This is a genomic window from Streptomyces sp. NBC_00576 (assembly GCF_036345175.1).
GTDB lineage: Bacteria > Actinomycetota > Actinomycetes > Streptomycetales > Streptomycetaceae > Streptomyces.
The window spans coordinates 5,534,541-5,548,848 of the sequence record NZ_CP107780.1 but is presented as its reverse complement, the minus strand read 5'-3'; the positions used below and the strand labels follow the sequence as shown (position 1 = coordinate 5,548,848).

The following is a 14,308-nucleotide window of genomic DNA, read 5'->3' as shown; positions in this document are numbered from 1 at the left end:
TCAGCCCTGATCGGCACGCAGCAGGCGGGCCATCTCTTCGAGCGAGACCGAACCCTCCGCCCCCTCGGACTCGGCTTCGTCGGCCAGCCGGTTGAGCCACGCCTCCTCGGCGTTCTCCGCGATCTCACGCAGGCGCTGGTACTCCTGGATGTCGATCACGACGGCCTCCTGCTTACCGCGCCGAGTGATGATCGTCGGGGTTTCCTCCCGCCGGGCGCGATCAATGACGTCAGCGAGGTGACTGCGGACATCCGCCATGGATTCGATCACCGGTTCACTCATGTCATGAATGTAGCAGATGTACATAAAGGCAATACCGGGCGGCCACGGCGACATCGATCTCCGCGGCGTTCTCACCCCACAAAGAGCCTCGCGAGATACCGATCACCGAGCTCGAGTACTTCTACAGCGCACGGTCGGCTGGCGACCGGGCGCGCGGCAGCCGGGAGAGGTGCTCCTGCTGTACACCGACGGTCTGGTCGAACAGCGCCGGATGGACATCGATGCCTCACTGCGGCGCCTGACCGACCTCAACCTGGACGTGGAGGGCCCGCTGGAGGACGTGCTCGACACGGTGCTCGCACGTCTGGTGCACGGGCTCACCGAAGACGACGTCACCCTGCTCGCCGCCCGCCTGCGGGCCGCATGACGCGGGCTCGCGGACGCGGGTCATCCGGCGGACCAAACTTCCGGATCGAGCCTTCGAATCCGGGCGCCTTTCGCCATGGTTCGCGGTACTACGGCCGCCCCTCCTCGACAGCATCTCCCTGACGAAAGGACCAGCGAGCCACCTTCACACGCACCAGGAGGTCACCCGAGCCACCACCGCTGCGATGCTTGACTCCGCGGTCCGGCAAGCGGAGCACTCGACCGGACCGAATTCCACAGGGGATGCGGATCGTCTTGGTGCCGTCCAGAGTCTCCACCGGGACCACTCCCCCGGACATCGCGATCGCACGAGGGATAGTCACAGTGCAGTGGAGATCGTCGCCGCGACGCTTGAGCACCGGGTGGGGGCGTTGCCTTACTTCGACATACAGGCTTCCCGGCGGGCCCCCGCCGTAGCCGGCCTCTCCTTCACCCGCCAGCTTGATCTCGGAGCCGTGTTCGGTACCGGCCTGAATCCTGACGGCGAACGTGCGCTGCGAGCGGACTCGTCCTTCGCCTGCGCACGATGGGCACTGGACCACCAGGACGGTGCCGTAGCCATTGCAAGCCTTGCACTGCCGCAAGTACTTGGCGCACACCATCTGGCCGTTTCCACGGCAGGCTGTGCACACCTGCTCCACCTGCTCCGCCTGATCCGCCTGATCCGCCTGATCCGCCTGATCAACCGTGGCCCCACCGCCCGAGCACGAAGTGCAACGCACCATGGTCTCGATCCTGATGTCTTTGGAGGTGCCCCGCACAAGCTCGGCAAGATCCAGATCCAGTGGGACGACGACGTCCTGTCCCCGCCGGGCATGCAGCCGCAATTTCCTCGGCTGCGGCCGGTCGGAAGGGGCCCTCATGGTGCCGGACGAGTCTGCAGGGACCGCTCGCACAGAGCCGTCAGCCAAAGGCACAGGGGTTGGCGCCCCGTCCGCCCCAGGCGAGGGCGTTACCGTCGAACGGCGCGTGTCCACGGAGAGGGGCGGCCCTTCCTGTGTACGCGGACATGACCCTGCCACCTTGGCGAGTGTGACCTGGTAGTCCAGATCCGCCCACATCCGCGGCCGCTGTCGGACCCCCGCACGGTGCAGTGACTCGCAGACGTACTCATACAGATCAGTGGCGGTGATCCGGCCGTCGCCGTTGCGATCGGCCACACCTGTCCGCAGCCCCTCGATGAGTGCCCCGGTGAAGCGCGAAGGCTGTGGCACCTGGGACTCCAGGCGCTCGCCCTCCCAGGCGTATTCGGTGCGGCTGGTGGCGGTCAGGACCACACGGCCATGGCCGCCGAGTTCATCCTGCACGTGGACGACGTCATCGCCCTTGGCCCCGGCCAGGAAGGCTCCGCTATAGCAGCAGTCAAGGAGGACCACGATGCTCCGAGCACGGCAGCGCTCCATCCGTTCGCGCAGGAACGCGGCGGACATCGCCGTGGAGGCCAGAAGGGAGCGGTTCGTATCCCGCGCGGCGAAGTGCAGGTTTCCGTCGTCGTCTTTGATGCCATGGCACGACACATGGAGGAGGAGAAGATCGCCACGGCTGCGGTTCTGAAAGAACCGCTCCACGGCCTGCATCACCTCATGGGCCCGGGCGTCCTTCAGTTGGTTGGTGTGGAAGTTCCCGATGAGTGGATTGGCAAGCACGTCGACCAGCCCTGCGCAGTCCTGGTCCGGTGAGCGAAGTGCTTTGAGTCCTGTGTCGTCGTACGTGCCGGTCGCGATCAGCAGCGCGTCCCTGCCACCGGGGCCGGAGTTGGGGTCGGTCATACGGCCATTACTCCCGAGCGGACGGTTCTCCGCTGGAGGATCCGCCGCTCGAATCGGCAGATCCTTCCGGTGTCAGGTGGGCATCGGAACGGGTCTGTTGGTGAGTGACAAATGCCTCGAGCAGACGTCGCCGATCTTCCTTGGAGGCGCTGCCGAGATCGATGCTACGACCGTCCAGTTCGACCCTGACGGAACGCACAGGCCGGTTCTGCATCCAGGTCTCAACCATGCGAAGGGCGGGACGCAGCACGGCTGGTGCGAGGGTTACGACGAGCACTCCGAGTGATACAAAATGCCCCGACTTGGCACCCTCGGGCACCTCGCCATCGACTTGGCCCGGACGCACGTCGTCCACGTCCAGTTCAAGCAGGAGCCTCTGCAACTGGCCAGTCAGCGCATCAAGTTCCTCCGCGTCCACATCCGTCTGGCCTGATACGACCAGCCGCATCCCGCAGCCCATGACCATCCCGCCCCCATGCACACCGAATACCTCGAATCAGCATAGCGACGGATACCTTGGCATTGATCCGGAACAGCAGACTTTATGGGTTATCGACACCCTTGCGAGTGATCTGGCTATTGGCCGCCTTCTCCTCGTGGGCTGTGAGTTCGCGGACGCGGCCCAGGAGGCCGTACAGCAGCTCAGTTGTTGTGAGGGGGCGGGGGCGGATCTCGGCGAACGGTGATCCGGTTCACGGTGACGGTCGGTCCTCGTCAGCGGATTCGGCGGTCCAGGTGATGCGCGGTGGCACGATCCGTGCGCACAGGGGTCCGCCGCGCGCGTCGGTCAGTCCGAGGCGGCCCACCAGCAGGCCGGTGAGGGTGGCGGCTTCGAGTGTCTCGGCGGGCACGGCGTCGAGCATGAGTTTGGCGCGGCGGAACATCGTGAAGGTGCCGGAGTCTTCGACGGTGCCCCACGTCAGGTAGACGAACCGGCCTCCTGGACGGCCCTGAACGTGGGGTCCTTTCACATCGGTGCCGCCGGGTGAGGCCGCTGTGGTGCACTCCAGGGTCCAAGCCGCCGAGGCGGCGTCGCCGGGCTGGGGATCGAGGAGTTCGGCCGGACGATCACGGCGTTGCACGGCGACGTGGATGTTGCGGTACTCCGGAACGTCGTCGCCGACGAATGCTCCGGGTGGACAGGTGCGGCCGGGAAGGTCGACGGCCTCGATACGGATGCGCATGTGAGCCATCATCCGCGTGGGGCGTACATGACGACGGTCATACCGGGGCTCCGATGGGGCAGCGAACCTGCGGCCATCGCCGCCAGGTAGATCGCGACCTGGTGGTGTTCCATCCGCTCGACCAGGGCCCGCGGTCCCTGCTGCTGCGGCACCCGAACTGCTCCTTCGCACATATCAAGGGCCGTCGGCAGACGGGACCCGCCACCTCAGCGCCCGCTCTCCGCCACCTCGGACTGGTCCGGACCCTGGCCGAGGGTGGGTATGCCGAGGTCGGTGGGGACCGGAGCCGTGCGGCAGGCCGCGTTCCTGCGCCGCCGTCGGAGCATGAGCATGCCGAGTCCGGCAGCCACGGCCGGCACCGCGAGGACGGGCATCCACAGCGCCCCGACCCTCCCTGGACGGCGAGGAGCGGTCCCGCGCAGCACACCGCGCAGGCGGCGAGCGCGGCAGCACCGGGCGGGGAGAGGAGAGGAGGGCGTGGTCGTGTGGTCACTCCGAACGGGTCGGTCAGCATGCCGGCGGCGCTCTCGGGCGCGGACATCCAGCCGGAGAGCGCGTCCTCGTCGGCAGGCCCAGCTTGCGATGCTGCGAGCCGGTCGCCACGATGACGGCCTGGCCCGGTCTCGCCGAGGGCCGCGGTGAGGCAGGTCGCGCCTGTACGTCGTTCGCGTTGAAACGCCGGCGTCTGGAAGGCCGAGCGGCCGTGTCGGGAACAGCCGGTCCGGCCGGCGCGGTTGCATCGAGCGAGGGACCGGCGGCGCACGGGCGGGGAACACGGAGGCCACAAGGTCGTCCGCCCCACCAGGATCCGGGCCCCAGGATCGCGGTACGCCCGCCGCGCACTCGGACCAATACGTATTTCTGCAGGAGGACTGTTTGATGACTGACCGGCCCTTGACGCTCATGGCAGTACACGCCCACCCCGACGACGAGGCCACCGGAACCGGAGGAGTCCTCGCGCGGTACGCGGCGGAAGGCATCCGCACGGTTCTCGTGACGTGTACCGACGGCGGTTGCGGTGACGGACCGGATGGCGTCAAACCGGGTGATCCCGGGCATGATCCGGCAGCGATCGCCTTGATGCGCCGTCAGGAACTTGAGGCGAGCTGTGACGTCCTGAAGGTCAGCGATCTGGAGATGCTGGACTATGCCGACTCCGGGATGATGGGCTGGCCGAGCAACGACGCCCCCGGATCCTTCTGGCAGACCCCCGTGCAGGAAGGCGCGGCCCGACTCGCGGAACTCATGCGGCACTACGAGCCTGATGTGGTCGTCACCTACGACGAGAACGGCTTCTACGGCCACCCCGACCATATCCAGGCCCACCGCATAACGATGGCGGCGCTGGAGATGACCGCGCTGAAACCGAAGGTGTACTGGACCACGATGCCCCGCTCGATGATGCAGCGGTTCGGCGAGATCATGCGCGAGTTCCATGAGGACATGCCGGAGCCGGATCCTGCCGAGGCCGCCGCGCTGGCCGAGATCGGCCTCCCCGACGACGAGATCACCACCTGGGTGGACGCCACCGCGTTCAGCGGTCAGAAGTTCGACGCGTTGGCCGCGCACGCCAGCCAGGGCGAGAACATCTTCTTCCTCAAGATGGGCAAGGAGAGGTTCGGTGAGTTCATGGGCATGGAGACCTTCGTACGTGTCCAGGACGCCACCGGCGCGGCCGTACCCGAGAACGATCTCTTCGCCGGACTGCGCTGATCCGGCTGTCCGACCTACCCGCACTGCCGGCCCGCCACCGCGCTTGTCCCCAGACCGCTCGGGCCGGGGGCAGCGGGCACGATGAAGGGCCCCACCGTTCGCGGTGGGGCCCTTCGACGTGGTGGCCGGCGTCAGAAGGCTCAGTACAAGGCCTTGTAGCCCTGCCAGCCGGTGGCGATACGGGTCTTCCTGCCGAAGGTGGCGGACGCTGTTCCGTTCCAGCGCCACAGGGCGCCCGCGCGGTCGCGGCCGAGGAGGTCGGGGCGGCCGTCGCCGGTCAGGTCACCGGGTACGACCAGGGCGTTGACGTTGATCCCACCGGCGATCCGGACCCGGCTGCCGAAGGCGCCCCTGCCGTTGCCGAGCCACCGCCACAGCACGCCCGCACGGTCCAGGCCGACCATGTCGCCGATGTGGTCACCGTTCAGGTCACCCGCGCCGACCAGCCGGGTGTAGCCGCCCTGGCCCGCGACCAGCCGGACGCGCGCTGCCAGGCCGCCCTTGCCGTCGTCGGAGTAACGCCACAGCACACCGGCCTTGTCGCGGGCGATCAGGTCGGCGCGGCCGTCACCGGTCAGGTCACCGGGGGAGGTCAGCACGTTGTACCCGCCGAAACCGGTGCCGATCAGGCGGTGCGGGGTCCTCGGCGAGAACCAGGAGCCGTAGCGGGCGTCGTACCGGGTCAGCCGCCCGGCGGAGTCCCGGACGAGGAGGTCGTTGCACCATTTGCCGCTCAGGTTTCCGAACGGCACGAAGGTCGACGAGGTGGGCCAACCGCCGCCCAGGGCCTTGTGCGCGGTGTCGATGGTGCCGCGCCCGGAGCCGGGCTGGACCGCCACCCGGCCGGCACTGTCGAAGGTGATCAGATCGCCGATGCCGTCCTGGCCGAAGTCGTGGCGCTCCACCGACCGTACCGGCACCTGCTTGTCGTAGAGCAGCGTGTCCGTCGTGCCTTTCACGGCCCGGGCGGTCAGTTTCATCCGGTAAGTACCGGTATGGGCCACCACTCCGTTCTCGTCGCGCCCGTCCCAGGTCGCGGTGAGTTTTCCTCGCGCAAGGCCACCGGTGATGGTCCGTACGGCGGCGCCGGTGGAGGTGGTGACGGTCAGCTTCCAGCTCTCGGCCGGCCTGTTCAGGTGCCAGACGCCCTGGAAGCCGTTGCCCTTGCGCAGGTCGGCGGAGGCGGGGTCGGGGGCGTCGATCGCCGCGAGCGGGGAGGTGGTCACCTGCGGCCATTTCACCGTCACGTCACCGGACGCCGTCTGATAGGCGACCGGACCGCCGAACCGGTCGACGTTCCAGAACCGACCGCGGCGGTCGGCTGGAGGGTACGGCGAGGACGGCAGCGGGCCGAGCTCCTCCGTACCGCTCCAGCCGTCGGGAGCCGCGCCCCTGAGGTAGGTGATCAGCAGCTTGTCGGCCTCGTCGTCCTGGGAGACCAGGTAGCCGTCTGCCAGCTGCGCGTAGCCCTTCGGTACGGTCTGCCTGTCTCCGCTTTGCTGGTCGATGACGCCGGCTTCCGTGTCCGGGCCGCAGGACCAGTAGACGTACCGGCCCACCACCTGCAGATCGGACAGGGGGCAGCCGCCGAGCCACTGTGACTCGCTTCCCAGTCGCCGCATCGACGGCAGGGAGAAGCGTTCCAGCAGGGTCCGGTCACTGTTCGTCGCGTCGGTCTTGGCCGTCCACAGCGTGTTCCCCCACAGCGCGGCGGCCGACCAGGAGCCGGTGGCCAGCACCTTGTTCTCCCAGCCCTGCAGCCGTACCTGCAGGGTGTCCTGCTTTCTGATCACCCTGTACGGGCCGGACGCCGCCACAGCCGGCGGTTCCTCGTTCCACGGGTAGGAGATCGAGCCCTCCCCGTTGCCGGTGAGCCGCAAGCACTCCTCGTAGCAGTAGACCTGGTAGGGCCCGTGCTCGGAATCCCACCCTGTGTAGTAATCGAGTGCGTTCACCCGCTCCGGAGGCGAGGCGGTCAGCGTGCCGTCGGCCGCCAGGGAGAGCGCGGAGGAGGTGAGATCGGTGCCGTCGTCCGGGACGGACGCGGCCGCCCGCTCGGTGCCGAGCAGCAACTGTCCCTGGTCGACCACGACACCGCCGGCCTCGTACACGGAGACCGGGGGCAGTGGCACCAGTGGCTCGACGGCCGGAGCCCCGTCCGCGCCCAGGGTGACGCGCTGGACCGCCCAGTGCTCCGCGTCCGTACCGCCCTCGATGGAGAGGCTGCCGTCACCGCCGTCGACGAATGTGCCGGTCGAGGCGGTCAGCAGTGTCCGCTCCGGGCCGCCGGTCACCGACACGGCACGGATCGTGTTCTGGCGGGTGTCCGGGTACAGCACCCAGTCGCCGATCGCGCGAGCCTTGTAGCGGACGTCTCTCGGAACGTCGACCAGGTGACCGGGGACCTCCGGACGACTGCGGTCGATGCTGTACACGCCCGCGCTCTGCCGGTCCTTGTCGTAAGCGTGGAAGAGCACTTTGTCGCCGGCCAGGTGGGGGTCTCCCAGGGCACCGAAGCCGTCGCGCGGCACGTACGTCACCGCGGCGGTGTCGAAGTCGAGCAGCACGGTGCGCGAGGGAGTGCCGACGGCCCCGGACCAGTAGGTGAACGAGGCTCCCCGCGCGTCCGACGTGTCGTCGTACAGGTCCCCGTTGAAGGTGTCCTCCACGCCGGTCACCGGCCGGTCGGCCGGTTGTCCGCCGCCCGCCGGCATCTCCAGCAGGCGGAGCGTCCACTTTTCGTCGACCTTGCGGGCGACCAGCAGGCGGTTCTCGGCGAAGACTCTGGTAGCCCGGTCACCGGCCCGCAGGTAGAACCGCGTCACCTTGCCGGTGGCGAAGTGCCGGATCTGGATGATGTTCGTCGTGTTCGGGACTTCTTCCCGCCCGAAGCCGCCGTTGTTGTAGGTGTACCAGCCGCGCGGGAGGACCCTGGTCGAGCCGTCGCGGCCGGTCCACACCGCCGGGTAGCCGGACGGCCCCCGCCTCGGCACGGACAGGTACCCCGTGCCGTCGGCGGCGGTCATGAACGCCTGCCGCGGCGCGGCCCGGTGCGGGCCGGTCAGTGTCACGGACGGCATGTCCGCGCCGTCCGCCGCGACAGCCGGCCCCGATGCGAACTGCAGCAGCCCGGCCACCACCGCCAGGGCCGCCGCGACCGAGACCGCCCCGGTCATCGGCCGTTTTTTTCTTGGCGCCGTACGCAAGGTCGTGCGTCTCACGCGTCCTACCCCCATCGGTCATCCCCTGAAAGTGCGCCGGCAAGGTGCTGCGACCCCCGTCAGGAGCGGCCGCCAACGCCTGTCGCCCTGTCAGACTCGCGTCGCGGCAAACAGTTGTACGGGGGAGGAGTGGTTCAGGAGGACTGGGCGAACGACGTCGCCGTGAACGTCGGCAGGTCGAGGGGCGTGCTGATGCCGGGGAGTGGACGCGCAGACGGGCAGGACGGCGTTCACGGAACAGTGACCGCGCGCACCACGGAGTGTCTGCGTCGCCGGTCCCGTACCGGCCAGAACAGGACGTACGCGGTGGAGACGGTGACGAAGCCCAGGCGGACCAGGCCGCGGGCCGCGTCGTCGGGGACGGCGAAGACGCTGCCGTACAGGGTGATCAGCGCGATCCAGCTCCACCAGGGCACCAGGCGCCGCTGGCCGATCACGTCCCAGAGCAGGGTGCCCAGCAGGACCGAGGCGGTGTAGTACGTGTAGACGCTGGGGTCCAGGACGATGCGGGCGTTGGCGCCGAGCAGTACGACGGCGGGCCAGCGTCCGCGCCATACCGCGACGCAGCCCAGGGCCACGCCCGCCGCGGCCTGGGCGGGGCGCACCCAGGGCGGGGTCACCGGGTCGCCGACGCCGAGGCGGCGCAGTGCGGACGCGGGCTGGTTGGGGATGACGAACTCGGCCGCGGCGAACGAGTGCGGGGCGCCGAGGAAGAACGGCAGCCAGACGACCGCGACCAGGCCGGCGCACCACAGTCCCGCGCGCAGCCACTGTCCTTTCGGCAGGGCGAGCAGGAGGGGGAGGAAGGCGATCGCGGTCGGTTTCGAGTCGACGGCGAGGGCGAGGAGGACGCCGGTCGCCGCCGCGTCGCCGCGTGTGAGGGAACGTACCGCCAGGGCGGTGAAGAAGAGGGCCAGGACGTCGTCGAGGTGGCCGAAGCGGACCGCGACCTCGATCCACATCGGGATGAAGGCGAGACCCGCGATCAGCACGCGCTGGCGCAGCCGCTGGTGGTTGGTGCCGGTGCCCAGGAAGTACTGGGCGGCGCTGCGTCCGGCCAGCACCAGGATCATCAGGCCGAGCAGGGACATCACGGCGGCGGCCAGGAACTGGCCCACGTGCTCGGGGAAGGGGTTGAGCAGGCCCGCCGCCAGGAAGCTGACGGGGCCCATCTGGAGTTCGGGGTGGTGGGCGTAGAGGTTCAGCCCGCCGTCGGGGCTGTCCGGGCTCTCGTAGATCAACTCCCCGCCGGTGCGCAGATAGTGCCAGGAGAACCCGCCATGCGGCTCGACCAGGGCGAACCACAGGATCGTCCAGGCAGCGAGCAGCACGAGGTGCGTCCGCTGGCCTATGACCGGCACTTCTCTCCTGGCTCCTTCTGCTCACTCCCCCTCCTACAGAGGGTCGAACGGGGGTGCGGGTTCTCTCCGGAACCTGTGATTCAGCGCGATTCGCCGTGATTCGCAACTATTCCGACGCGAACCGCTGCAAATCGGGTTTCCGGTACAACCTCCGTGCCGGGCCCGCTGTCTAACGGGTAATCAGAACCCACGGCACCACTCCCGCGAAGGGGCTGCTCGGCATGCGTACACCCAGAAGGATCGCCACCGCGACAACCACCGCTCTCGCCCTCACCTGCGCCCTGGGCGCGGCCACACTCGCAGCCCCCGCCGCCGGGGCGGCCACACCGGCCGCGGGTACGCTGCGCGACGTCGCGCGCTACGGCGAGCACGACCTCTGGTACAAGGACGACGTCGGCCGGACGAACCGGCTCAGCGTCTCGATGAAGTTCGAGAGCCGCGACGGCGGGAACGACGCCTACTACATCCTCACCTTCCGCGACCGCGCCCCCATCACCATCGACAAGAGCGCCGCCGAACACTACGAGTGCGTGCACCCCTCGGCCACCGACCGCACGATCGCCCGCTGCGCGGTCCACATCCCGGTGGGCACCGACTTCACCGACGACTACTACATCGACCTGGGCAACGGCGACGACTCCGTGGCGATCCAAGCCGACAACTACGCGTACGCCACGATCTACGGCGGCAAGGGCAACGACGTGCTGGTGGGCAACCGCCAGACCGAGCTCTACGGCCAGGACGGCAACGACCGCACCGTCGGTGGGGGCGAGCAGCGGGGCAACGGAGCGCGCGGCGGAGCCGGGAACGACGTCCTCACCGGGTGCTATGCGTGCTACGGCGACGCCGGCAACGACTCGCTCACCGGCGACGCCACCGGCAACCTCCTGGACGGCGGCGACGGCAACGACATCCTGCGCGGAAACTCAGGCGCCGACGACCTCTATGGCGGCAGGGGCAACGACCGCCTGTACGGCGACCGGGGCAACGACCGTCTGTGGGGCAACAGCGGCAACGACGTCCTGTACGGCGGCCCGGGCAACGACACCCTCTCGGGCGGCCCGGGAACCGACAAGGTCTACCAGAACTAGGGCACACTCCAGTGTTTCAGGGGCGCGGGGCCGCGACATCTGCGGCTCCGCAGCATGGCCGCGACCGGCCCCCACCGGCTTCAGGGGCGCGGGGAACTGCGCGATCAGCCCCCACCGCCCCGCAGAGACCCAACTACCGGACAAGCGAGCTCAGTTCAGATCCCCAAGCCCCCGCAACTCAGCGATGTCCTCGAACTCCCCGGAGTTCATGAACATCAACTCCAGCGCATCCTCCGGCCCATCCCCCCGCCCACCCTCCGGAGGATGCAACGCCTGCTCCGTCCAGATGCACTTGCCGGTAGGCGTGTAACGCGTCCCCCACCGCTGCGAGAGCGCGGTGATCAGCTGCAGCCCCCGACCGCCCTCGTCCGTCTCCGTCGCCCGGCGGATACGCGGCATCGTCAGGCTGCCGTCGAAGACCTCGCAGATCAGCTCTGCGCCGTGCAGCAGGCGGAGTTGGACGGGACCCTTGGCGTGCCGTACGACGTTGCCGACAAGCTCGCTGGCCAGGAGTTCCGTGGTGGGCGTGAGGTCGTCCAGGCCCCAGGCGGAGAGCTGTTCGCGGACATGGCGGCGGGCCTGACCGGCCGCCCTCGGGTCCTCGGGCAGCGGCCAGGAGGCGACCCGGTCTCCGGTGAGGGCGTGCAGACGGGCGACGAGGAGGGCCGCGTCGTCCGCGCTCGGCTGCTCGGCGGGGAGCAGTCCCGCGGTGATCGTGTCGCAGATGCCTTCGAGGTCCCCTTCCGCTCCGGCCTCGTACACACCCCTTAACAGGCGGGCCAGTTGACCCATGCCTTCGTCGATCTCCCGCTTCGACGACTCGACCAGTCCGTCCGTGTACAGCACCAGCAGGCTGCCCTCGGGAACCTTCAACTCGACGGTCTCGAAAGGGGGTTCGGCCGCGCCGAGGGGCGGGTCGGCAGTGAGGGCCGGGAAGTACACGGTGCCGTCGGGGTGGACGACCGCCGGCGGGGGATGGCCGGCGCGGGTGATGGAGCAGGTCTGGGTGATGGAGTCGTAGAGGGCGTACAGGCAGGTGACGTACGACTCCTCGCCCATGTTGCCGACGATGTCGTTGAGGTGGCTCATGATCTCGTCGGGGGGCAGTTCGAGGTCGGCGAGGGTATGGACGGCGGTGCGCAGCCGTCCCATGGTGGCCGCCTGGGGCAGGCCGTGGCCCATGACGTCGCCGACGACGAGGGCGACCTGGCCGCCCGAGAGCGGGATGATGTCGTACCAGTCGCCGCCGACGTCCACGCCCTCGGCGGCGGGAAGGTAGCGGGCGGCGGCCGTGCAGGCGGGCAGGTCGGGCAACTCGCTCGGCAGCAGAGCGCGTTGGAGTTCGCGGGAGCGGCTGCGCTCGTCGTCGTAGAGGCGGGCCCGGGCCAGGGCCTGGGCGACGAGGGCGCTGATCGTGGTGAGGAGGGTGCGTTCCTCGTCGGTGAAACCACGCGGGCGGTCGAAGCTGACCGAGCAGACGCCGAAGGTGTTGCCGGAGGCGGTCAGCGGCAGGAACGCCCAGGCCTGTTTGCCGCTGCGCCCGGGCAGGTCGGCGAGCGCGGGATAGTGGGCGGCGAACTCCTCCGCGGACGCGAAGAACGCGGGGGTCTCGGTGATGATCACGTCGCAGCTGGGCCAGCCGGGCGTCAGTGGGGCGTCGCTGATCTGGCTGAGGAAGTCGTCCTGGTAGCCGATGGCTCCGACGTTGCGCAGGCGGTCGTCCTCGATGGTCTGGACGATGAGGCCGGCGGCGGCGAACGGCGGCAGTACGCGCCGGGCGACCGCGTCGACGACGTCCCGCGAGGTCGTCGCCTTGGCGAGCGCGGCCGTCAACTCCGCGATACGGGCGGCTCGTTCGGACGCGGCGTACTCGTCGGCCCGTCGTTCCTCCTCGTGCCGGCGCTTCTCGGTGACGTCCTGGAGGTAGAGGGTGCGGCCGTCGGGGCCCGGCACCAGCCGCAGGTGGTAGCGGCGTCCGGTGCCGGGCACGCGTATGTCGAAGCCGACCGACTTGTCCTCGGCGGCGGCCTTCCGGCAGCGCCTCTCCAGATCGGGCAGCTCCCGCACGGTCGGCAGGTCCCACAGCACCCGCCCGAACAGCTCCGCCTCGGAGAGGCCGAGGGTGCGTTCGGCCTCCAGGTTGGCGAAGGTGACCCGCCAGCTGTCGTCGACCGCGAGGAACCCGTCGCTCATGTGCCGCAGGGCGCGGCTGAGCGCGTCCCGGGCGGTCCGCGACTCGTTGCTGTCCCAGCCCATGCCGATCATCCGCAGGGGCTCGCCGTGCTCGTCGTACGTCGCCCGGCCGCGCGCCTGGTGCCAGCCGTACGTGCCGTCGAAGGCCCGTACGCGGTACTCGGCCTCGAACACCGAGTGGCCGCGGATCGCCTGGTCGACGAGGGCCAGGGTCGGTCCCAGGTCATCGGGGTGGACGCAGCGCATCCAGTTCTCGACGCGGGCGGTGTACTCCTCGGGACGGGTGCCGTACAGCTCCATCGCGGCTTCGTCCCAGATCAGTTCACCGTTGGCGATATGCCAGTCCCACGACCCGACCCGCACCTCCTTCAGTGCCTGGCGGAGCCGGTCGCCGCTCATCTCCGAGTGCACGGGACCGGCCGGCAGGGGCGCCTGGACCATGCGTTCCTCGGTCCAGGCGACGACCGCTCGCAGGAACTTCCAGTGGCTGGGCGTGGGTTCACCGTGGTCACCGGTGATGACGGTGAGGGCGCCGATGCTGCGTTCGTCGCGGATGACGGGCACGGCGGCGAGTCCGCTGCCGGGGATGGGCGCGCTCGACGGGCAGATGGGAACGGTGGGGTCGACGCGGTCGGCCGCCACCCCGGGTATCCACACCCCCCTGCCCGCGTGGTCGCCCTCGTGCAGGGCGCGGGCGGGGGCCAGCGGGCCCTCCTGGTCGATGATCTCCCAGGGGCCGGTGAGAGCCGTGGGCAGACCGGTGGCCGAAACCAGGCGCAGGGCCGACATCGGGCCGCGCAGGTGAATCGTTCCCCCAAGCGCGCCCAGCTCGGCCACCGAGTGCTGGAGAGCCAGCCGGAAGACCTCGCTCTCAGCGACACCGGTGTCCACCGAGCCGAGCAGTGCCAGCCGTGCGTTCATACTTGAAGTTTTACCGTTCGAATGGCACCTCAAGCGAGACTTTGCAGGAAACTCACGTCCACCTCTGTCCACCTTCACCAGCTCTGATGGCATCAACGCACGTGGTTCCAGGGCAGGTTGTGTGACATTTTGCCGTCATCGGGGCCATGTAGCGTGCGATTGAAGGACAGTTGAGATTTGAACGTAACTGACTGTCGAGGACTTCAC

12 protein-coding genes are annotated in these 14,308 nt (G+C 69.1%); 3 read left to right on the top strand and 9 right to left on the bottom strand.

All coding sequences use genetic code 11. The features are described from left to right. Entirely contained in the window at positions 1-282 is a 282-nt protein-coding gene (locus tag OG734_RS23905; RefSeq protein WP_330289551.1) for a type II toxin-antitoxin system Phd/YefM family antitoxin, read from the bottom strand. Between the two features lie 169 nt (positions 283-451). On the opposite strand from OG734_RS23905, the gene OG734_RS23900 reads away from it, so the two are divergent. Continuing rightward, complete coding sequence (locus OG734_RS23900) at positions 452-649, top strand: SpoIIE family protein phosphatase (protein WP_330289550.1); 198 nt, start codon at positions 452-454, stop codon at positions 647-649. Between the two features lie 88 nt (positions 650-737). Here OG734_RS23900 and OG734_RS23895 read toward each other — a convergent pair whose 3' ends face one another. From OG734_RS23895 to OG734_RS23875, 5 genes are all read right to left on the bottom strand, one after another. Continuing rightward, a complete protein-coding gene (locus OG734_RS23895; RefSeq protein ID WP_330289549.1) occupies positions 738-2,417 on the bottom strand; it encodes a caspase, EACC1-associated type in 1,680 nt (559 codons plus the stop codon). Positions 2,418-2,424: 7 nt separating this feature from the next. Continuing rightward, positions 2,425-2,865 (bottom strand): hypothetical protein, encoded by a 441-nt coding sequence (locus tag OG734_RS23890; RefSeq protein WP_330289548.1) that lies wholly within the window; start codon positions 2,863-2,865, stop codon positions 2,425-2,427. Between the two features lie 244 nt (positions 2,866-3,109). Next, a complete protein-coding gene (locus OG734_RS23885; RefSeq protein ID WP_330289547.1) occupies positions 3,110-3,601 on the bottom strand; it encodes a DUF5990 family protein in 492 nt (163 codons plus the stop codon). 8 nt (positions 3,602-3,609) lie between these two features. Further along, on the bottom strand, positions 3,610-3,753 hold the full coding sequence (locus OG734_RS23880) for a hypothetical protein (protein WP_330289546.1): 144 nt from the start codon (positions 3,751-3,753) through the stop codon (positions 3,610-3,612). Positions 3,754-3,807: 54 nt separating this feature from the next. Continuing rightward, positions 3,808-3,975 (bottom strand): hypothetical protein, encoded by a 168-nt coding sequence (locus OG734_RS23875; protein WP_330289545.1) that lies wholly within the window; start codon positions 3,973-3,975, stop codon positions 3,808-3,810. A gap of 505 nt (positions 3,976-4,480) precedes the next feature. Here OG734_RS23875 and OG734_RS23870 point away from each other — a divergent pair. Further along, the gene (locus OG734_RS23870; protein ID WP_330289544.1) at positions 4,481-5,314 is read left to right on the top strand and encodes a PIG-L family deacetylase; all 834 of its coding nucleotides are present in this window, start codon (positions 4,481-4,483) and stop codon (positions 5,312-5,314) included. Positions 5,315-5,454: 140 nt separating this feature from the next. Here OG734_RS23870 and OG734_RS23865 read toward each other — a convergent pair whose 3' ends face one another. Together OG734_RS23865 and OG734_RS23860 are read right to left on the bottom strand one after the other, a co-directional pair. Then, complete coding sequence (locus OG734_RS23865; RefSeq protein ID WP_330289543.1) at positions 5,455-8,490, bottom strand: FlgD immunoglobulin-like domain containing protein; 3,036 nt, start codon at positions 8,488-8,490, stop codon at positions 5,455-5,457. Positions 8,491-8,765: 275 nt separating this feature from the next. Beyond that, positions 8,766-9,896, bottom strand: a complete 1,131-nt coding sequence (locus OG734_RS23860) for a hypothetical protein (RefSeq protein WP_330289542.1) — start codon at positions 9,894-9,896, stop codon at positions 8,766-8,768. Positions 9,897-10,117: 221 nt separating this feature from the next. Here OG734_RS23860 and OG734_RS23855 point away from each other — a divergent pair, with 221 nt between their 5' ends. Further along, positions 10,118-10,987 carry a calcium-binding protein gene (locus tag OG734_RS23855; RefSeq protein WP_330289541.1) on the top strand — a complete coding sequence of 290 codons (870 nt, stop codon included), beginning with the start codon at positions 10,118-10,120 and terminating at the stop codon, positions 10,985-10,987. Between the two features lie 150 nt (positions 10,988-11,137). Here OG734_RS23855 and OG734_RS23850 read toward each other — a convergent pair whose 3' ends face one another. After that, entirely contained in the window at positions 11,138-14,101 is a 2,964-nt protein-coding gene (locus OG734_RS23850; protein ID WP_330289540.1) for a SpoIIE family protein phosphatase, read from the bottom strand. Positions 14,102-14,308: the final 207 nt, after the last annotated feature.